The sequence below is a fragment of the Paenibacillus gallinarum genome (assembly GCF_014836635.1).
Taxonomy (GTDB): domain Bacteria; phylum Bacillota; class Bacilli; order Paenibacillales; family Paenibacillaceae; genus Paenibacillus; species Paenibacillus gallinarum.
The window spans coordinates 594,588-614,494 of sequence record NZ_JACSQL010000001.1 but is presented as its reverse complement, the minus strand read 5'-3'; the positions used below and the strand labels follow the sequence as shown (position 1 = coordinate 614,494).

At 43.8% G+C, this 19,907-nt stretch carries 13 protein-coding genes and 1 pseudogene; all 14 read right to left on the bottom strand.

Annotated features, from left to right (window positions below):
* Positions 1-42: 42 nt before the first annotated feature.
* Positions 43-1,608, bottom strand: coding sequence for a glycoside hydrolase family 43 protein (locus H9647_RS02965; RefSeq protein ID WP_191798015.1), 1,566 nt, complete (start codon positions 1,606-1,608; stop codon positions 43-45).
* A gap of 181 nt (positions 1,609-1,789) precedes the next feature.
* The gene (locus H9647_RS02960) at positions 1,790-3,385 is read right to left on the bottom strand and encodes a pectate lyase family protein (protein WP_225229012.1); all 1,596 of its coding nucleotides are present in this window, start codon (positions 3,383-3,385) and stop codon (positions 1,790-1,792) included.
* Positions 3,386-3,520: 135 nt separating this feature from the next.
* Complete coding sequence (locus H9647_RS02955; RefSeq protein ID WP_191798013.1) at positions 3,521-4,489, bottom strand: carbohydrate ABC transporter permease; 969 nt, start codon at positions 4,487-4,489, stop codon at positions 3,521-3,523.
* Positions 4,490-4,559: 70 nt separating this feature from the next.
* Entirely contained in the window at positions 4,560-5,426 is an 867-nt protein-coding gene (locus tag H9647_RS02950) for a carbohydrate ABC transporter permease (protein ID WP_191798011.1), read from the bottom strand.
* On the bottom strand, positions 5,423-7,684 hold the full coding sequence (locus H9647_RS02945; RefSeq protein WP_191798009.1) for a DUF5696 domain-containing protein: 2,262 nt from the start codon (positions 7,682-7,684) through the stop codon (positions 5,423-5,425). The genes H9647_RS02950 and H9647_RS02945 overlap by 4 nt, the downstream gene beginning before the upstream one ends.
* Positions 7,681-9,813, bottom strand: coding sequence for a YIP1 family protein (locus H9647_RS02940; protein WP_191798007.1), 2,133 nt, complete (start codon positions 9,811-9,813; stop codon positions 7,681-7,683). Before H9647_RS02940 ends, H9647_RS02945 begins: the two co-directional genes overlap by 4 nt.
* A 30-nt stretch (positions 9,814-9,843) precedes the next feature.
* Positions 9,844-10,716: a carbohydrate ABC transporter permease gene (locus tag H9647_RS02935; protein WP_191798005.1), complete on the bottom strand. Its 873-nt coding sequence runs from the start codon at positions 10,714-10,716 to the stop codon at positions 9,844-9,846.
* Positions 10,716-11,696, bottom strand: a complete 981-nt coding sequence (locus tag H9647_RS02930) for a carbohydrate ABC transporter permease (RefSeq protein ID WP_225229011.1) — start codon at positions 11,694-11,696, stop codon at positions 10,716-10,718. The genes H9647_RS02935 and H9647_RS02930 overlap by 1 nt, the downstream gene beginning before the upstream one ends.
* Positions 11,677-14,649 (bottom strand): extracellular solute-binding protein, encoded by a 2,973-nt coding sequence (locus tag H9647_RS02925; RefSeq protein ID WP_191798003.1) that lies wholly within the window; start codon positions 14,647-14,649, stop codon positions 11,677-11,679. The genes H9647_RS02930 and H9647_RS02925 overlap by 20 nt, the downstream gene beginning before the upstream one ends.
* Before the next feature lie 27 nt (positions 14,650-14,676).
* Positions 14,677-15,798 (bottom strand): ABC transporter ATP-binding protein, encoded by a 1,122-nt coding sequence (locus tag H9647_RS02920; RefSeq protein ID WP_191798001.1) that lies wholly within the window; start codon positions 15,796-15,798, stop codon positions 14,677-14,679.
* Between the two features lie 94 nt (positions 15,799-15,892).
* Positions 15,893-17,236 carry an ABC transporter substrate-binding protein gene (locus H9647_RS02915; protein WP_191797999.1) on the bottom strand — a complete coding sequence of 448 codons (1,344 nt, stop codon included), beginning with the start codon at positions 17,234-17,236 and terminating at the stop codon, positions 15,893-15,895.
* 435 nt (positions 17,237-17,671) lie between these two features.
* On the bottom strand, positions 17,672-18,760 hold the full coding sequence (locus H9647_RS02910; RefSeq protein ID WP_191797997.1) for an alpha/beta hydrolase family protein: 1,089 nt from the start codon (positions 18,758-18,760) through the stop codon (positions 17,672-17,674).
* A gap of 7 nt (positions 18,761-18,767) precedes the next feature.
* Positions 18,768-19,499, bottom strand: a complete 732-nt coding sequence (locus tag H9647_RS02905) for a formylglycine-generating enzyme family protein (RefSeq protein ID WP_191797995.1) — start codon at positions 19,497-19,499, stop codon at positions 18,768-18,770.
* A 6-nt stretch (positions 19,500-19,505) separates the two neighbouring features.
* Positions 19,506-19,739 (bottom strand): annotated as a pseudogene (locus tag H9647_RS02900) (DUF4180 domain-containing protein); the annotation flags it as partial.
* Positions 19,740-19,907 lie beyond the last annotated feature (168 nt).

Genomic DNA, 19,907 nt, shown 5'->3' with positions numbered 1-19,907 from the left:
CGCTCCTTTTTTCGCTCGATTTCAATCGTGAGTCCTTGTTTGTTACTCCGTCAGGGCAATATATTCAAACCAGTCAAAATCCGCTGTATTGTCACTGATCTGACCTTCACTGCTTGCATACATACCTATATAAGCTCCCGTAAAACCACCTGCCATATCTGTGCTGAGTATCGTACCAAGAACATTCTCGCAAAGCGTAACCCATGGACCTTCTTGTTCCCGGTAGAAAAAGCTGTAATCCTGCTGGTACGCTTCAACTTTCAAATACAGCTTGGAAGCATCGAGATCGTGAGCGGCTAAGGTCGTCTCTTCCCCGCCGCATCTGCGAACAAGGCGAATTTCCTTATTACCTTCCCGAATCCCGTATACAAAGCGGAACTGATAATCATTATTTTGCAGTAGCACGAGCCCTGCAGACTCCTGTTCTGAACGCGGGTTAAACTCCATCACTGTACTTGAGGCAAAGCTGATATGTTGCTGCCTGCGTCCTACAAAGGATGGATTTTCAGGTTTTGTAATCGACTCTGGCTTCAAACGAAGCCGTAAATACCCCGGACGTTCTTTTAAACTCCAAAATTCTTCCCGCGGTGTACGGATAAAATTCCAACAATTTTCGAGCTCTAACGTATCAAAATGATCGCATGCCGGAAGGGACGGCCATTTATGTTCAGAAAGATTCGGACGATTCATGACTAGCTCAATCTTACCGATTCCCGGTGCCACTACTGGCCAGCCGCTTTCCCAGCGGACAGGAACAAGAAATGTCTCTCTTCCTAAGTTGCGGTAGTTTCCGCCGTAAGGGCGTGAAGCTAGACATACCATCCACCATTCTCCATTTTGCGTTTCGATGAGTTCCGCATGTCCAACGTTAACGATTTCGGCGTCTCTTCCTAGATGCCGGTGCGTCAGAATGGGATTGGATCTGCACCCCTCATATGGACCTGTCACAGACTCACTGCGTGCAATGGTTACGGCATGCGTTCTTCCTGTTCCACCTTCCGCAATAAGCAGGTAGTAATAACTTCCGATCTTATACAAATGCGGTCCTTCCTGCGCATGAGCTACTTTCAGTGCTCCCTGCCACAGGCTGTGCTTTTCTCCAACCAGCTTGCCAGACGCAAGATCCAGTTCCTGAAGCCAGATGTCCATATTTTTAGCATGGATCTGACCTTCCGGAGGAACCCTATTCCCTGTGTAATAGACCCTGCCATCCTCATCAAAAAACAAAGACGGGTCAATACCGGGTGCATCCTCAAGCCATACGGGTTCTGACCATTCACCTTCGGGATCAGATGCGGTTACATAAAAGTTGCGCTGACTTTTGTCATTCCCCACCATCGTGGTGATGACATAGAAAGCGCCCTCGTGATAACGAATCGTAGGAGCCCATATTCCTTTAGATGGTAACAATCCATCCAATTCCAGCTGCGAAGGTCTGCTCAGTACATGACCAAGCTGTCTCCAATTCACGAGATCCTTACTATGAAAAATAGGAACCCCAGGAAAATACTCGAATGTAGACGTGACCATATAATAATCTTCATCAACTCTGCAGACCGATGGATCCGGATAAAATCCCGGTAGAATCGGATTTCTGAATGTATTCAATAGATACACCTCCATTTGGAATCGATTTCATTATAAAGTAAGAAAATTACCAATTCTCTCTGTTCACTTGTTCAAATCGTTTAAATTTATCTTTATTTGTCCTTTTTTAATGTTTATTATCGATTCCCCTCTGAAAAAGGGACCAGCATAGCCGATCCCTCGATAAAATTAGTTTACTTTGCTAATTCAAATAAGCACTGAGTTCCGGATAATGAATGTATTTTATTCCGCCAGCAAATGAAGACGCTCCTGAGTATGCATTAACAAAACCTTTTACATCCATTCCGTTTGCGTCATATGCTTTAAGCGTCTGGAAGTTATAATTCGTGATTGGGTTCCATGGGGATGGATTTCCGCTCGGTGTAGGAAGCGGGTAAGGAAGCGGAAATGGCGGCGTCTCCGCTTTATCCGTATATGAACCTGTATCCGTGAAGTATCCGGCTGTGTCTACTGAAACCTCATTATCCCAATAGCCGCTGCTTTCTTTTCGGTAGCCTTCAAACCGGTTCGCATTAGAATAAACTTGACCCCCGGCACCGACATTCAAGCTGGAATAACCGTCATTATTCGTTCCTGCATGTGTCCGTACCATAAAGTTGTTAAGGGCGTGCAGTTTACCGTTACCGAGCTGCGGCGTCCGGTGAATGACCGAATCAAATTTGTTGTATGCGGCAGTTGCCCTATCCTTATCTACAAATCCAGCTCCAAAGGCAACACCCCAATAGCGATGATAGAAGTTGTTATACGAAAGCGTGACAAAATCAGGATCCTGAGCTGCATAAATGGAACGATTCACCCAAATAAACTTCCCAACTTCGTCCTTATCCAGTGGCAGCGTTGTAGAGAATGAGGAATGATCAATCCAGATATTGCGTGATCCATATACAGCGATGGCCACTACATCTTCGCGGTTTTCCACACTAATGTTCACATTTTTAATAATGATATTGTTGCTTACCGGTTGAACTTTGAAATAATCATCCGTCCGTAAACGGGGATCTACAAGTGTATTCGCTCCGTAAGAACCGATAATTGTTTTGTTCGAAGCGATTCGCAGATCATACACTTCACTTAAGGAATTGATGTTTGCCGCAATGACGATCGTCAGCGGATCGGGATTCAGGAGAGCATCTTTAAAAGAAGTAAGATCCGATACGAAAACAGTTTTTCCGAGGAGACCACCAATTGTCCCGGTCTTCTCTCCCCCATCCGCATTAACATGACCGGCAAAGCCGATGAGACCATCACTTTCGAGCTTGAATTTTTGCTTCGCTTCGCCAGTATAGGTTTTAAGGTTTACACTCTGATTGGAAGTATCGAGCGTTAATGCCAGCGATTCATCTCTTTTGCTTACAATTTTATAGCGCAAGGCATCTCCGTTAACGTCGGTTTCTACACTGATAAATTTCCAGAGCTGCCCCTCATCACCTTCATCACTACGTAGAACTGCAGCCGTATCCGCACCTATGCCGCTAGCTAAAGCTGATAGTAGCTTTCCGGTCCGCATATTAATGATCTTAAAGTTAATACCATCCGTTGTACTTAGCCGCCAGCGTTCATTACTCTCTCCATTAGAAGGCCAAAAATTGATCGGATCATTCTCATTAAATCCTGTGATATTTATGTTTTCATGATTTGAGCCAACGATCTTAATCTCCTGATAAGGGTAATTTGGATTTGCGAAAGCTTTGTAGTCCTGACCTACAGAAGGGAAAAATATTGCCATCATCACCATAACCGCCAGCATCATAGATATCAATTTCTTCTGATTCGCCATATACATCCTCCAGTTCATATCATACGAGATTGATCTAACGCACCATACTTCGTCATTCTCCAACCGTATGAAAACCTTCACCTCCTTTCGGCTAGTCACCTCATAGTTAACTGTAAAAAATGAAAACTTTAGTAGCTATTCCACTAGTCCCGTACGTTCCACGCCTTCCACAAACCAGCGTTGAGCAAACATATAAAGAATGAGCGGCGGAAGAATAGATAAAAAGGAAGATGCCATTTTTAATGGTTCATCAAAAATCGAAGGACCTTCCATTGCAAGTCTCTGCTGAATCGTAGAATTAGCAGTTGAAATACTAAGGGAGAGTGGCACATTCTCCGATCCTGTTAAATACATACTGGGCAGATAAAAATCATTCCATGTCCATACGAAAGAAAATAAAAAGACGACCAAAATTGCGGGTTTAGCGAGCGGAAGCATTACCCGGTAAAAAATACGGAAGACACTCGCACCATCGATCTTCGCAGCTTCTTCCAGCTCCTTCGGCTGGTTTGCAAAGAACTGACGATAAATGATAACAAACACAGCACCTTTAAATCCGTGGCCAAACAAAGCCGGAAGCATGATAGGGATATAGGTTCGAATCAAATCCAGCTTTCCCGCAAAAATCAAATTTGGCAAAATCGTTACTTGAGGAGGAACAATAAATGATAGTAACAGAAGAAAAAACAACGTCTTTTTAAAAGGAATCCTCAGTCTCGCAAAAGCGTACCCAGCAACTGCGCAAGAACAGGTCTGTAGACAAGCGACCGAGAGCGAGACCATGAGGCTGAGAGAAAATGCTTTGGGAAAGTGAAGGATGTCCCACGCATCTTGTAAGATACCGAAATAAACCGTTCGCGGAACCCAATTGACTGCGGGATCGATCAGATCCGCCTCATTTTTAAGCATGGAAGAGACCATGTAAAATACAGGTTTCAAGTAGATATACGTCACCGTAATGAGAATGAAATAGATAAAAAGCCGATACAGAAGACCTTTATCGGCCTCTTTTCCCACAATCATATGTTTGATTCTACGAAGCCGCAGCCCCTTACGCCGGGCAGGATGATGATTTGGATTGACCGTGATGTCCGTTCTCTCCATGATGGACACTTCCTCCCGTTTTTTTAAATCAGTGAAAGGATAAGCTGTGAGGATACAAAATATTTTGTGATTATGCAGATGTTTTACGCGATGAAGTAACCCTTTTGAACACGAAAAAGATCAGCCCAAGCAGAAGAAAAATGATGGTGAAATAGATCCAAGCCAGCGCACTAGATTGCCCGTAATTTGACGTATTCACCTTTGTAAGAATAGGGTTCGTCGGAAATGTAAACAAATCCACCACCGTATAGATGAGATTAAGCATAATAAAAGGCGTCATTGCAGGCAGTGTGATTTTCCAAAAAACTTCCCAAGGATTTGCTCCATCGATCCGTGCAGCTTCATATACAGAACCTGAGATCGTTTGACGTCCTGCAAGAAAAATCAAAATCTGCACACCCGAATACCAGAGTACGAGTACAAACGAATCCATAATGGCAACAATCGGTGTAGCCAGTGTCTTTGGAAGATTCTCTGCGATAATTCCGGATATATTGTATTGGTCAAGAAAATTAAGTTTTCCTTCGCCTTGGCTAAGAAACTCCTGAACCAGCTGCCCCGATGCGAAGATCACCGGCAAGAAGAAGACTCCACGGAAAAATCCTCTCCCCACAAATCGCTGGTTCAAAACAATGGCAATCATAAGCGAGAAAACAATAATTACAGGTAGCATCATCAGTGATTGAATAAGAAACGGGATAAGATCGTTGTATAAAATACCCCCGCTAGTAAACAAAATGAATTTGTAGTGATTCCAGCCCTCAAAGCTGGTTTTAATTCCCGTAGCCAAAATTTCAACATTATGAAAACTCATGTACAGAGAGTAACCCAGCGGAAAAGCCATAAAGATCATGAACCCGATGAGCCAGGGAGAAATGAACAGCAGGCCTTCTAAGTACTGAATGGTTGTGCCCGATAGTCTTCGTCGTCGCTTCATGAGGCTTCCTCTCCTTTCACGAGCGTATAACCAAGCTCAGGAACAGATATCTCCCCGTCATAATAGACTTCTTCTCCATAATTCACTAGAATGCGGGTCCCATTTTCGTAAACCGTCTCCTTCACCCTGTTCGTAATAGATCGGTGAGAGACAATGAACTGGTCCTGTACCGCGGAGAATAGTTCATTAAATATTTGGTATTCTTTTACCACTTCCGATTCCCATTCCGAGAACTGAGTGCTGAAGTACCGAAAGGCATATGCATCTGTCATTGCTGACGCAGGTACGCCCGTAAAAATAAATGCAGGATACGATCCATACTCGATGTCTCTAAGCATATCCCGCTCATGCTCCTCGCGGTTGTTAGCGTATCCAGAGGAATAACTGATAAGACCATGAAGTGCCATTTGCGCGAAAGGTATAGGAGTATCTGTTAACAAATCGTGAGAGTAATCATCATCGAGATCCTGAATTCGATTCAGATAAGGCAGAGAATAAAAACCTGACCCATTCCCTTGCACATGTTCAAGCTGATCCTTAGCTTCTTTTAAAATAGACTGTTGCAGGATTTTCGCTTCACTACGAGTTGCCTTATGTTTGGTATTGTAATCACTAAACAAATCCCGCCCGATGGTGTTGACACTTATCCCATCTATGTCTAAAGCTTCGTAATCATCCCACTTCCCTCTCATTTGGGCCTCTACAAATCGGTTGCTGACAAGGGGCGCTTCCTCACTTTTTCCGAAAAGTTGGCTCAGCTTTCGTCCCGCTAGATTAACAATTCCGTCAAAATTACGTTTAAATCCTCCTGCGCCGGTATTATTTAAGCCATACTCGGTATCCAAATACACCGAAGCACCTAACTCATGTGCCAGCTCAACAAAGCGTTCCATACCGCGATTCCCGCCGATCCTATTATCCACGGGGAGTCCTTTACCGTAAGCACTGACTCCGTTTTTTTGCCAGCCCACATAGGTGACTTCCATACGTTTAACTCCTTGATCAGATAGCTGGCGCAGCATTTTTTCGGCTTGATTCGTTGTCGTTGCTTTAATGTAGCGGTCAGTCAGGATTCCTTTCTCCTGGTCACCGCCAAGAAAGGTAAGATAAAGCGGAATGAATGGTGCAGACTCCATTCGCTGCATTCCTTTATCCTCCATTAGATAATCCCGATAACGCCCTGCCATTCCTGAATAATTCGCTTCATCCTCTGGAAGCAGATAGTAACGTGTTATTCGATCGCTTCCGAATAGTTCCTTCTCGTTATAAGCGGTGTACCCTTGATTTTGTTTGCGATTAGTTGTCTGGTAGAACATGGACCGGTAGTTCATCTGAGAAGTTACCCAATTGAAGCTGGTATATACGCCAGCAGGTGCAGCCACGATATCCGCATATTCTTCGCCTTCCTGAAGTACTGCAATAAATCCGGTGCTCCCGGACTTCATACCGTACACTGGCATCACAATGCGACTTCTAGTTTCCAAATTACTCTCATTTAGCCGGAAGGCTTTATCATGGCCGTATACGCTGGCCTGATAAATTGATGTTTGGATCGTGGACGAGGCCTGCTCTTTAAATGTAATCAATGCCCCGCCACCATCAGGAACGAACATATACCCATCTTGCCCTGCCGACTCTACGGCTTCAAAAAAAGGAAACAGCCTTATCCAGATGAGCCCGTTTATACTTTCTTTAATCCCTTCACGAAGCACTGTTGTCTCGATATAATCGTCTTTAATCGTTACCTGTATTGGAATTTCCAGTCCGGCGTTTGGAAGATCATACGTTAATCTGTACCCGTTCTCTATTTCTTCAAAGTCTTTGACAGCGCCATCGTCCTTCAGTAAATCCGATTCTTTTGGCTGAGCTTTACTGTCATTAAAATTTAAGGTCTGAAACATGATAGGTGAAGCCGTATGTTGCTTCCAAAGCCCTTTAATCCCTGCTTTCTTCCACTGCTCAGGATCCGGAAATGATGTATACTCATGGCCGTTTCGTTTATCCTTCGCGATAAAATGTCCGGTGGCTTGATCGACACTCAGCTGAATAATCTCCGTCTCAGCAACAGGTTTAAATGTAGCTGATTCAGGCAGCCTTGCTTCCTTGCCATCGCTTTGTGCAGTTGATACCTTGGCTGCTTCAGGAGATTCGGCTAAGCGTAGCTCGAACTTTATATTCATGCCTACAGCTACGATGAGAATAAACGCAATTATCGCTGTAATTCCTATCAAGACTGCTTTTTTACTAAATCTTCTCATCGCAGGCTCACCTCCAGATAAATCTCCCTGATGAACGATAGTAAATCTCCGCCAAGCCCACCGATGACATAAACCATGACCGCGATCATGATTAGTGTAAAGGCTGATAATAAGATATTGATTGATGTCTCGCCTACGCTATAGTTATGAATAGATTGAATCTGCCAAAAAAACAGAAGCCCGATCCATAAAAGCATCCCTTTGTCAAAAAAACCATATATAGAAGCTTCCGACATCGTCATTCCATTTGATAGAATGGCTAGTGGAAGTCCAATCAAAATGAAAGGAAGTAAACAATAACTGCTTCCAATAAAAACGTCTCGGAACCGTCCTTCCCCCCGGTAAATGGAGCTGATTAAATAGTTAGCCAGTACCCAGCCGAACCAAATGAGCAGAAAACGCAGCATAATAGAGATTACATCAATCTCACGAACAACGATTTTATTAAAGGCAAAACTCGTCATATATTCATTTGCAATCAAAGATACAATGGCACATGCTAAAACGATTCCCGCTCCTAAGTAGCTCGCCTTCGATTCATATCTGATTGCAGTAAAACCATCAATGGGATGGCGCAATAAATAAAACGCATGCTTTAACTCCGTAAGGAACGTTCGCTTCTCCGCATGTAATGGCTGAGAAGACTTTCTCTTTTTCCCTCGCGCTGCCCACTTCGTAACTCCCACATACAAAGCAGTCACAATTAAAAACAACATAACCAATCTAGAGAAGTTTTTCTGAAACCAAACTAATCGGATTTGCCAAAATGAGTCTGAATAGCCCTCTTGTGAACCTGCTTGCCGAAACAGCTCTTTGGCCTCTTCATATTGCCCTTTCTTGTAAGCAGCTTTCGCTAGTCCAAACACGGCGGGAGTAAACCCTGCATTCTGTCGCAGTACCTCCCGCCATGGTTTCTCACTTTCCTCATAACGCCCATTTAGAGTTAACTGATTTGCTGCACTGACCAGACTTCCAAATTCGGTAAGACGAAAACCTTGAATCAGGTTCATTTGATCATCAAGCACAAACAACTCTCCACGAGAATTGAAATCAAGTGCTCTTGGACTTTGCAGCAGCCCCAACTGATTTGAGGACGTAGGGGCTGGGCCTCCCCAAAAGTAGAGTAAGTTCCCGGTAGAATCATAGTGACTGATATATTTAAACTGTTGATCAATCACTGCCATGTTGCCACTACGATCCACAGCCGTGTCGATAAGCTGTACTTTCTGTTCAGCCTTCTTCACTTCCGAAATCAGGTACTCTCCGTAAGATCCATCCGATGTTTTTCCAAATTCACTCTCCGCGGTAAGCAGGTTATCGCCCCGTGTATTCAGCTTCCGCAATTGATTCTTCTCAATATCTCCACCACTAACGGTATAGATGAATCCTTCCTCATCGGTAGTGACGCTATTGATCGATCCAGGAAGTTTGCTAATTTCGTTAGCATACATCTCTTTGCTGTACAAGGCTCTCTTAATACCATCCATTACAGTAAATCTTGCATCATTAGCCCCGTAAAAAGATTGAAATTCACCGTCAGGATCTAGTTGTAGAAGTCCTTGATACCCACCGTTTGTAGCAATATACAAAAATCCTCGTTTATCCACGATCAGCTTCACCGGATCATACTTGAGTGACTCTGGAATATACCTTGACTCAGGACGTCCGTATTCCTTTACTAACTGTCCATTCGCATCTAGTTTTATAACTCGCTGATTCCCTGTATCTGCAACATAAATATCTCCAGTATCCGTAACGAATACACCTTCTGGATTATTTAGCGGACTGTCCGGAATGGTAATATAACGAGCCAACTCTCCACGAGAATTCAACTGGATAATACGGTTGTTGCCTGTATCCGCAATATAGATATCATCCTTTTTGTCAATGAAAATATCCTTTGGCCCCTGCAGTTTCGAGGGCAATGTCTTGTCCGGGTGGTCTGGGTCCTGAATGGTCAGATCATTCCCATAGACACTGTCCGGATAATAAACCGGCTGCATATATACCAGATCCGAGTAACTGTTCAGGGTATAGGTGGGATATTTCACATCAGCCATTACTTTTGCCGGTGCCGCCGCAAGGATAATGAGCGAAAGAAAAAGCAGGAATCCGGCTTTTCTATTCATATCTGACCCCTCCTATTTTAGGCGCTGTAATTACTTGATCCCGGAATGGGCCATTGTTTGAATGACTTTCCGTTGAAAGAAAAGAAAAAATAAAAAATTGGGCAAAAACAAGATCAATGCTGCTACAGCAGCCGCCCCTTGACGCGCCACATTATTAGCCAAATTACTTGTGAGTGTATTTAGAAAAAATGGGAACGTCTTCATTGCTTCGTCCTGCATAAACAGGGTTGAAGTCTGGGTGTCCCCCCACACTCCCTGAAAAGTGATGATCGCCACCGTTGCAATCGCAGGACCCACCATAGGTAATACAATTCGGGCAAATAATACATGCTCATTTGCACCATCCACCTTGGCTGCTTCGAAAAGTTCCTTAGGAATCTGATCAATAAATTGCTTGAGTAGAAAAACCCCAACTGGAGCGGCCAAATGCGGTAAAATGTGCCCGAAGTATTGATTATTAAGTCCAAGATTAACGGCAACGAGATACCTTGGAATTGCTACAGTTTCAGGAGCAAACATTAAGGACAATAGAATGGTGCCGAAAAACAGCTTATGCCCTGGAAACTGATGTTTTGAAATTGGATAGGCACACAGTGCGCTAATGATGGTTACAAGAACAACGGTAGCGGCTGATACCACAACACTGTTGAATAAATATCGACTGATCGGAACAATCGAATTCTTCGTGATATTAAGCAGTTCCTGTAAATTCTGTAGTGTAGGCTGTTTAACAAAAATCGTAGGTGGATAGAGAAATAACTCATGATAAGGCTTTAACGCATGATTAAAAATATAAAAGATAGGCAGCAACATAAAGATTCCACCGGCTGTCATCACGACAAGCAGCATCTTTTGAAAGGGGTCCATCGCTTTCAACTTTGAGGCTTTGCGGAACAGCAGCATTATTCATCCTCCTTTGTTCCGAACAGCTTGATGCTAAACCGATTAGCCGCGAACATGATGAGAAGTAGAAATACTGAGATGGCTGAGGCGTAGCCCAGTTCATAGCGCACACCACTGTAATCATCAATCGAGCTGATAATAACGTGTGCCGAGTATTCAGGTGTCGGGAATGAACCAGATAAAGTCGTACCAATTTCTCCGGATTTTAGTGTTCCTACAATAGCCATTACCGCACCAAACAACATCTGAGGTTTCATTGATGGTATGGTGATATACCAGATTTCCTGAAGCCGACTCTTGATTCCGTCAAGACGCCCTGCTTCATATAACTCCTGATTAACATTGAGAACACCGGCTAACATAGCGAGAAAACCAATCCCCATACTTGACCATAAGGTTACACCGATCATCGACCCCATTAGATAGGCTTTGTCTTGCACCCATAAAATAGGAGAATCTATAAATCCAAACTTCATTAGGAAACTGTTTAAGTAACCGATTCGGTCACCTGCTAGTAACGGAAGCCATACTATGCCCATCGCGATGGTTCCTGTAAGTGAAGGTGTATAGAAAGCAAGTGCATACCATGTTCGCGCCTTGTTTGGAAGTTGGGCAATAAGCCAAGCGAGTAAAAAAGAAAGAATATATCCGCCTGGCCCTACGAAAAGAGCAAACTTGAACGTATTCGGCAGCGAATGCTGAAGAAAAATCAAATCTTGAGATAATAGATATTGAAAGTTCTTCCACCCGATGAAGCGTGGAGGTTCGATGGCATTGTAGTAGGTAAAACTAAGACCAAATGCCATCACAATCGGAATGAATATAAACGCCAGAAAACAGAAGGTAAACGGCGCGATATATAGGTACGAAATCCGGTGTTTATAGATCGTCTTGAGAAGTTCCTGCAACCTCGAGTTTCCTTTGACATGCCGCTGGATGTTTTGTGGATTCACCACCAGCTCATTTTTCGGCAATTCCATCCACTCCTTCCCATGGTTCGTCGATTTGCGGCAGATCCAAGGTCTTCAGCAGATGTCCTTCTTTATCAACGAGCCCGAACTCCTGCTGCTTCCGAAGCAGCTCTCTGTTGATTTCCATGACAGCCTGCTCCAGCGAAGAACGATAATTCATCCCATCCAGAACAGTACGATACCAGGCATTATTCAGTTCCCGCGTCACAAAATAAGATCCAGGTACTTGAGGTACTCCCTTATACCACTTCCACTGTTCTAGAATGACTTTCAGTTCCTCCTTCGACCAAGGCAGTCTAGCAAAAGCCTCAACATTAGAAGTATTCCAGCGGAATTGAACGCCGTTTAGCGCCTCCAGATCGGAGCCGTATTTCTCTTGGATATCTGCAGATAGCCACCACTTCATAAACTCCCAGGCTTCCTGCTGTTTATCTGATTTCTTAAAAATAACAGCCGCCTGTTCGCCTCCCTGTGCCCATCTTTCCACAGTACCATCTGCACTTTGTTTACCTGGAAGCGGAGCGATTCCCCACCTTCCGGTAAGCTCAGGAGCAGCAACACTCATCGTGACATACATGTTGTAGTCAGCTACCCCAACTGGCATAGAACCGTCTCTAAAATGTTGATAAAAACTAGGTACGCTTTTCTCGATGCTGTAGATCGTATAAAGATTAGTCCAATCCTTAAAGCCCTGAAAGGCTTCTGGACTGTCAAGACCGCTCTTCATTCCATCTTTCGTAAAGAAATCCGCACCATTTTGATATATAAAGGTAGAAAAATCATTCGCCGGGAAATAAAAATCCATATTATCTTGCTGAAGAGTAGGCAGCATACTAATCACATCATCCCATGTATTCGGAACGGTAAGATTCAGTCGCTCCAAAATATCCTTGCGATAAAAAAGCACTTTAAAAGATTGGGTCTCCGGCAAACCGTAGATCCCTTTATCGTAATAATAGGGAAGAAGCGCACCGGGAGCGAAAGCGCCTGCTGTCTCTTCATAATCATGAAATTGGGATAAATCCACAGCCGCATTACGGATCGCAAAGTCAATTGGCTTATCTTCTGTCAAACCCAAAGCAATATCGGGTACGATATTAGCAGCGTTTGCGAGAACAAGCATATTCGGGTCATTCAGCAAGTTCACTTTTACTTTCACACCATTCTCGGGCGTGTAATATTCATCCGCATATTGCTGTAGCAAATTGACATAATCTCTGCCCCTTGCAACCCACACATTCAGCACATTTTCATCCATATCATTTAACTGATTTTCTTTCACAAATGAATAGCTAAATTCGTCAAATCTATTTTTGGTCTTTGACCACCAGCCGGCTTCCATCTTCGGAAAAGAAGACTCATCTGGAACCCAATACATTTGATCGAGTTGCAGTGGAGAAGCACTAAGCCCTGACTGAATATTTCCAAGCTTTCCAAGCAGGTTCGTAATATCTTCGTAATGATAAGGGATTTCGTCTCGATTCTTGCTAATGCTCCTCAGATCTTGAACTGCAGATTGAATCGTTTGAACATAAGTATCTCGCTTGCCATTGATTTTTGTAATTTCGTTAGCTATCTCAGTAAGCTCATTTTGAATGATTTCAAGACGCTCAATAATGTCGGGATAATCTTTCTCTGCATTCCAAGTACGATTGCGATCAATCTTACTGCCCGTCATGGCCTTCACATCATAGTCAACCTCACGCAGTACACTCAGCACATTAAGCAGTCGTTCTATGGAAGGGGAAAACGGAGCATAGGTTGCTTCCATCCGGATCGTATGGCTGCCCTTTTCTAAATAAAAGCGGTATGGCTCACCTTCTTCGCTAGAGATGACACTGCCCTTCCACTTGGATGCATAAGGAAACCGGTAAGCAAGGAGTTCGTTAAAAGGTACCTTACCGTCAATATAAATGGTTCGAAATACGGCCTTGTTGGAAGTAAAACCCTGATAAGTCCGCATAGCAAGCTTATAGATCCCGCTTTCTGGTACATCAAAGGTCCAAGTCAATGCCTGATTGCCCGAAGACCACCTTTCTCCGCCAACCGAATTATAGACAATATGATTATTAGCTTTAGGCGTCATTGCCGGGTCTTGTTCGGAGACAAGTGGAATTGCTACATCATTTTTCTTGTCAAATTGTTCCGCCTGAATAACGATCGTTTCTGTAGAAGTATTCTCTTGTTGCACCGGGGGCTCGTAAGCCTCGGTTTGTACTGGAGGTACAAGTGCTATTGACTCAATAGCTAGGGATTCCGGACTTATGAGCCGGATCGTGTGAGTTCCTTTGCTAAAATGCCATAACAGCGGTTCAGTATAACGCCCATCGGAATCACGCAAAGCTTGCGTCTGCCACTCTTCGATCGGCTTCGGTTTTGGCCTAACCTCATCTCCTTGATCGTCTTTACGCACCTGCTTTTCATCAGCAAAATATCGGAATAATGGTAGAGCTCTGGCTTCCATAAATGGATAGGTCCCGTCAATGGTCATCGAAAGCACAATCGGCTGATAAGAGATTCGTGCGTTCTCGGATGTATCTGAAATAACATGATACGTGATATGTAGTTCATACAAGCCTTCATCCGGTATATCAGTTTGAAACTCAATCCAAGAAGAATCCATGTTGCTATTCCAGACCAGTACATTCTCCTTTCCCTTATAACTCTCTGCTTGGACACTTGACTCTGAGTCATGATTGATCAGACGTTCCGCTGTGATCTGAACCTGCTCTTGTCCAGCAATGATCTCCTTGTTCTTCCATTCCTGCCGCATTTCTGCTTGTCTAGGTTCCATGGATTGTGTAAGCTCATCCGAGTCCCCCTCTACAAGCGACTTCAAATCCGTAACCGGGCTTGCTTCGGCTGAACTAAGATTCGGTCTGGCAGCTTGAAGCGGATACATTAGGCCAATACAGATGAGAAGCATGAGCATGCGGCGAAGCTTGAATACAACAACATTCATGATTCATCTCTCTCCTTCTGTACATGCTTAATCGATGAGCCGGTCACCGGTATCCTTATTAAAATAAAGCGCCTTGCTCATATCTACCGTGACATGAAGCTGTTGATCCCTCGCATACTGATTTCGCGGATTTACTCTGGCAATGAGCCATGACTTAAAGCCGATATCCAGGTATATATATCGATCTGCCCCCATAAGTTCAGTCAGTTGAATGGAACCTGGAATCTCACAGCTCGGGGAAGTGTCATCCACCAACGGCCCCAAACCCACATTTTCCGGGCGAATCCCGAGTGTCACCGTCTTATTCAGCATTCCACGCTCCCTAAGTGCCTTCTCCTGATCACCCGGAATATCCAGATCAAACCGCCGAGTACGAAAGAAGAGATGGCCGTCTTCTGCTTCCTGCAGCTTTCCCTCCATAAAATTAATAGGAGGCGAACCCACGAAACTGGCCACAAAGGTATTTACTGGTTTGTTATAAATTTCTTCCGGTGTATCCACCTGCTGAATGATTCCATCTTTCATAACCACAATCCGGTCTCCCATAGTCATCGCTTCTGTCTGGTCATGGGTTACGTAAATTGTCGTGACCTCCAATTTTTTCACAAGTCTAATAATCTCTGATCGCATTTGGACCCGAAGCTTTGCGTCCAGATTGGAAAGCGGCTCATCCATAAGAAAAACTTTAGGATTACGAACGATGGCTCTTCCAAGCGCAACCCGCTGACGCTGTCCGCCGGAAAGCTCTTTAGGCTTGCGTTCAAGGAAAGGTTCGATTTCAAGAACTCTTGCCGCTCTTTTTACCGCTTGATCAATTTCATGTTTAGGCAGCTTTCGTAGCCGGAGTCCAAATGCAATATTTTCATAAACAGACATGTTCGGATACAAAGCATAATTCTGGAATACCATTGCGATATCCCGATCCTTTGGAGGCAGGTCATTAACTAGTACATCATCGATGTATACCTCACCATCTGAAATATCCTCAAGTCCTGCAATCATTCGCAGTGTCGTTGATTTACCGCAGCCGGAAGGACCGACGAATACGATGAATTCCTTATCACAGATTTCCAAATTGAATTGGTCAACAACCGCCTCTTTATCTTTTCCGTACCTTTTGCTTACCTGCTGAAAATGAATTTGAGCCATCTTTCCTTCCTCCTCTCTAAGGTGCGGCTATCCGCTCGTAAATAAAGGAACCGCCGATCCCTTTACTGTAAGCCAGGAATCGGCGGCATCTACTTTACTTAGCCTTTTTCTCAGCCAGCAGTGCATTTACTTTTTCATTCGCTTCACGCAGTGTCGTGTTAATGTCTTTTCCAGCGTAATATTCTTTAAATGCATCCCACACAACGCCGCGGGCATCATTCTCATAGCTGGAGAAATAAGGAGCTTGAAGCGGCTCATAGATCATCTCACCGATATTTTTATCTTTTAGATGCTCAAGATCAGCTCCGAACTGTTTATTTAGTTCCGGATCGTTTAGCGGGCTAAGCCGCGCCTGGTTACGCACCATCTCCAGCTGATTTTCTGTGGATGTAATAACAGAAAGCGCCTGAACAACTTGCTCCTTATGCTTGCTTGTTTTTGTCAATCCAAGAATACCGGCTTCTGTATATCCATGATTATCCGGAAGATCCGTATACACCGGGTAGGAGACAACTCCCCAGTTAAAATCTACATCAGCCAATCTTCCTAATACGTAAGAAGCGGAAGGAAGGATAGCTATATTTTTCTCAGTCGCAAAGTTAGTAGGGGCGTCAAATGTCATCATTTTAGGGGGTTCGTTGCCCGGAATAGACCATACTTTTTTAGCTGTCTCATAAATACGCTTCCATTTTTCATTATCAACGGATGCCTCTTCGGTTTTTCCATCGATATGCGAAGCTGCCAGCTGACTGGTCATTCGGCCCAAGTTATCGGAGTCAAGCCCACGATACTGGATACCATTCTCGTTTCGGGTCAAGCTTTTAGATAGTTCGATCATTTGATCCCATGTCATGTCATTCGTCGGATAATCCACGCCAAACTTATCAAAAATATCTTTATTATAAAATGTAATATTGAAACTCATGTTAAATGGTAGCGCATACAATTCGTTGTTAGATGAAAATTGACGAATGGTATCTAAGGTTGATGGCTGAAAAGCATTCAGATCAATTCCTTGTTTCTCTGCTAATGGAGTAATATCTTCAAACAAGTCCAGGTTCGCATACTTTCCAAGATCTCCGTTCCAGGTAAAAATGATATCTGGTACATCATTTGCTGCAATCAATTCCTCGATCCTTTTTCCTTCGTCAGGTCTAACGGGTTCAATTGTAATATTCGGATATTTTGCCTTGACCGGATCTACAATGATCGAGCTAAGTTCCTCATCGCTGATTCCTGTACCAATGTAGAGCTTCAGCGTAACAGGATCATTATTCTCTTCAGGTTTCGGTTCCACCGTCTCACTTCCGGGTTTTTGTTCCTCTGTTCCCTTCGCAGAATCGCCACCGGAACTCGTACCTCCCCCAGAACATGCAGACACAACGAGCATGAATACCAGAATCATAGCCACAAAGAACGGCTTCATTTTTATACTCATTACATAGACCTCCATCCATTAATTAAGCTGTCTTTCTTAACACCCTTCTGTAAATCACAGATAACAAAAAAAAGAAAACTTATGAATTTACAGCCCCCTCTACAACCTCCTTGCCAATTTGATAACGCTTTAATTCTATCGCAGATAAAAACCAAACTCTCCCCCTTTTCATGCTCTATTTCGCAAAAACTAATTATTATTTGCTGTCTAGGCAATTGAATTTGATTCATTAATGAGGTGAAATAAATATCCTTCTTGTGCTTCTGCAGAGAGAATTGGTACTATTTTGTTCGCTATATAAAAAATCCATCTTCCATGCTGACAGATTCTTTTCTTATGAGCAAAAACGCAAAAAAACCAGTGAGATCGTCGAGATTCCACTGGTGAATAGCAATCTTTATACATTCATAGCCTGTGACAATAATGTTCCATACATCAAACTCTGTTCACGTTCCCCATCCCAAACTGTTCTTCCATCCAGTCGTAGGCAATGTGACCGCTGATTTCATGGCCACCGTTAAAAAAGTCGGCTGCCAGCTTCTTCTTTACCCCGGCTGCTTCATAAATTTGTTCGAGAATGGTGTATGCCCGTTTAGCCCCTTCTATAGGAAATACCTGATCCTCGCTCCCTGCTTCGATCAGCAATGGTCTAGGAGCAATTAAACCGATGAGATCCGCCATTCTTGCCTCTTGCAAGATCCCTGGAATGTAATTATCGAGACAATGACTTCTTGATAGAATGCTGTCTTCAAATGTATTGGCATATCCGCTGATGACAGCTGCGCCAATACGTTCATCGAGCGCGGATACCAAAGAAGCAATCATGCCTCCCCCGGAAATTCCCATACATCCTATACGCTTCACATCTGCCTCTTCTCTGAGCTCTATATAATCGAGCGCACGCATCGTTTCATAGACGCGGTAACCAGCAAGTGTCTCTCCTGCCATCAGCAGAGCCAAGGCAAGACGCTGACAGGAACTTTTTTTCGGATCATCTATGAGGTCTTCCTTGAGCCTGCGGTCTCCAAAGCCAAGCAACTCTGTGGCAATAACAATAAATCCACGCCTAACCCATTCGATCGCAAAATCTTTGTGTAGTCCGGGAGATTCGGCTCGCTCCGCACCATCCGGCTCTAGACCAACAATCTCACGACTTCCATATCCATGTCCATGTAAAGCGAGTACTACAGGCCGAGGTTCGTGCCTAGACTCAAGGGGAAATAGAATATACATTGGCATGCGGAGCCCTTCATAGGTAGTTATCTCCACCCGTTCACGGATATGGTCAGGACGTTCTGTTCGTTCCAACAACACGGGAGCAAGCGGCACGGGGTATTCGGGAAACTTACCCAAAAGCGGCATCAATCGCCCTGTAAGTTCTTTTCTCCACTGTCCCCACTCTTTTTCAGATGTAAAGGCACCTAGCGGCTGTATATTCTGAGTATGCTGTGCAAAATAAAAATCGGGATTCCACCTTCCTGTTTCCCCTCTATTAGGTAAAGATGCTCCTCCATGATTCCGCATAAGTATGTTATCCCCTCTCTATTGGATGGTTGCCTGGCAAGGACCGTGCAAGACGAAAACCAAGATCATCTATTTGAAATGTCGGATGACTACGGCGACGACAAGTTGCCCCGCAGCCCCTGGCTTCCTCTGCCCAGCTTCCGCCACGAAAGATTCGGTAAGAGTCATACACTTTTTTATCGTATATATCCCAGCACCACTCCCATACATTTCCGAGCATATCATAGAGGCCCCATGGATTTGGAAGTTTACCTGCCACCTCGTGCACCATACCGCTCGCATTTACATCATACCAAGCGATATCGTCCAACTCTCCGTACCTATACCCTGCTGTACCTGCTTTACACGCATACTGCCATTCGGCTTCTGTTGGCAGCCGGTAACCATCCACTTCCCAGTTGCAAATGATACTCTCGTCAATACTGCTTACCGTGTAGCATTCCTCCAAACCTGAGTGCTTAGATAACTGATTACAGAACAGAATCGCATCATTCCATGAAACATCTGTCACCGGCATTTGTGGATGACTAGGGGACTGGACAGATTTCGAGACAAACCATCCATATAACTCAGCTGTAACAGGAACGGGTGCAAGAAGAAACGAATTTACTGTTACTTTCCATGTCGACTTCACCCGGTCATCCCTGAGTTCAACTTCGCCTGTTGGAATGTTCACCATTGGATACTCAAAAGGGCTATACCGTATGGTAGACAATGATTCCCCTCCTAGTTTGATCATTTTCTACTATATACTTAATTTCTCAATCGTTTGTTGTTCCGTTGGCAAGTAACAGATATCTTTTCCACTATTACATTCATAGATAAAATCCTTAAAGCTTTGGCTTGGATACATTGAAAAATCCCCGATAATCGTAACCTTCACTCGGTAATTGGTGAACTTTTGGAGAATTGCACCTGCAAGGCATTTTTTCAAGTTGTATTCCTCTGATTTCAGCTCAACTTCGTTTTTAAAACAATCAACTCACTAAATAAACTTCTACATTTGAGTAACGGCTGAATTAGTTTTGTACATTTTCTCTCATTCATACCTAAGTGTATCTATTAAAAATGTTTACTATTACATCATATATTCCCTATCAATTCGTATAACACCTTCCAACACACACCCTCCATTTTCTACACATTC

Excerpts from the sequence above, each read along its gene's own strand:
- H9647_RS02960 (WP_225229012.1), bottom strand. The coding sequence starts at position 3,385 with ATGGCGAATCAGAAGAAATTGATATCTATGATGCTGGCGGTTATGGTG.
- H9647_RS02955 (WP_191798013.1), bottom strand. The coding sequence starts at position 4,489 with ATGGAGAGAACGGACATCACGGTCAATCCAAATCATCATCCTGCCCGG.
- H9647_RS02950 (WP_191798011.1), bottom strand. The coding sequence starts at position 5,426 with ATGAAGCGACGACGAAGACTATCGGGCACAACCATTCAGTACTTAGAA.
- H9647_RS02945 (WP_191798009.1), bottom strand. The coding sequence starts at position 7,684 with ATGAGAAGATTTAGTAAAAAAGCAGTCTTGATAGGAATTACAGCGATA.
- H9647_RS02940 (WP_191798007.1), bottom strand. The coding sequence starts at position 9,813 with ATGAATAGAAAAGCCGGATTCCTGCTTTTTCTTTCGCTCATTATCCTT.
- H9647_RS02935 (WP_191798005.1), bottom strand. The coding sequence starts at position 10,716 with ATGCTGCTGTTCCGCAAAGCCTCAAAGTTGAAAGCGATGGACCCCTTT.
- H9647_RS02930 (WP_225229011.1), bottom strand. The coding sequence starts at position 11,696 with ATGGAATTGCCGAAAAATGAGCTGGTGGTGAATCCACAAAACATCCAG.
- H9647_RS02925 (WP_191798003.1), bottom strand. The coding sequence starts at position 14,649 with ATGAATGTTGTTGTATTCAAGCTTCGCCGCATGCTCATGCTTCTCATC.
- H9647_RS02920 (WP_191798001.1), bottom strand. The coding sequence starts at position 15,798 with ATGGCTCAAATTCATTTTCAGCAGGTAAGCAAAAGGTACGGAAAAGAT.
- H9647_RS02915 (WP_191797999.1), bottom strand. The coding sequence starts at position 17,236 with ATGAGTATAAAAATGAAGCCGTTCTTTGTGGCTATGATTCTGGTATTC.
- H9647_RS02910 (WP_191797997.1), bottom strand. The coding sequence starts at position 18,760 with ATGCGGAATCATGGAGGAGCATCTTTACCTAATAGAGGGGAAACAGGA.
- H9647_RS02905 (WP_191797995.1), bottom strand. The coding sequence starts at position 19,499 with ATGATCAAACTAGGAGGGGAATCATTGTCTACCATACGGTATAGCCCT.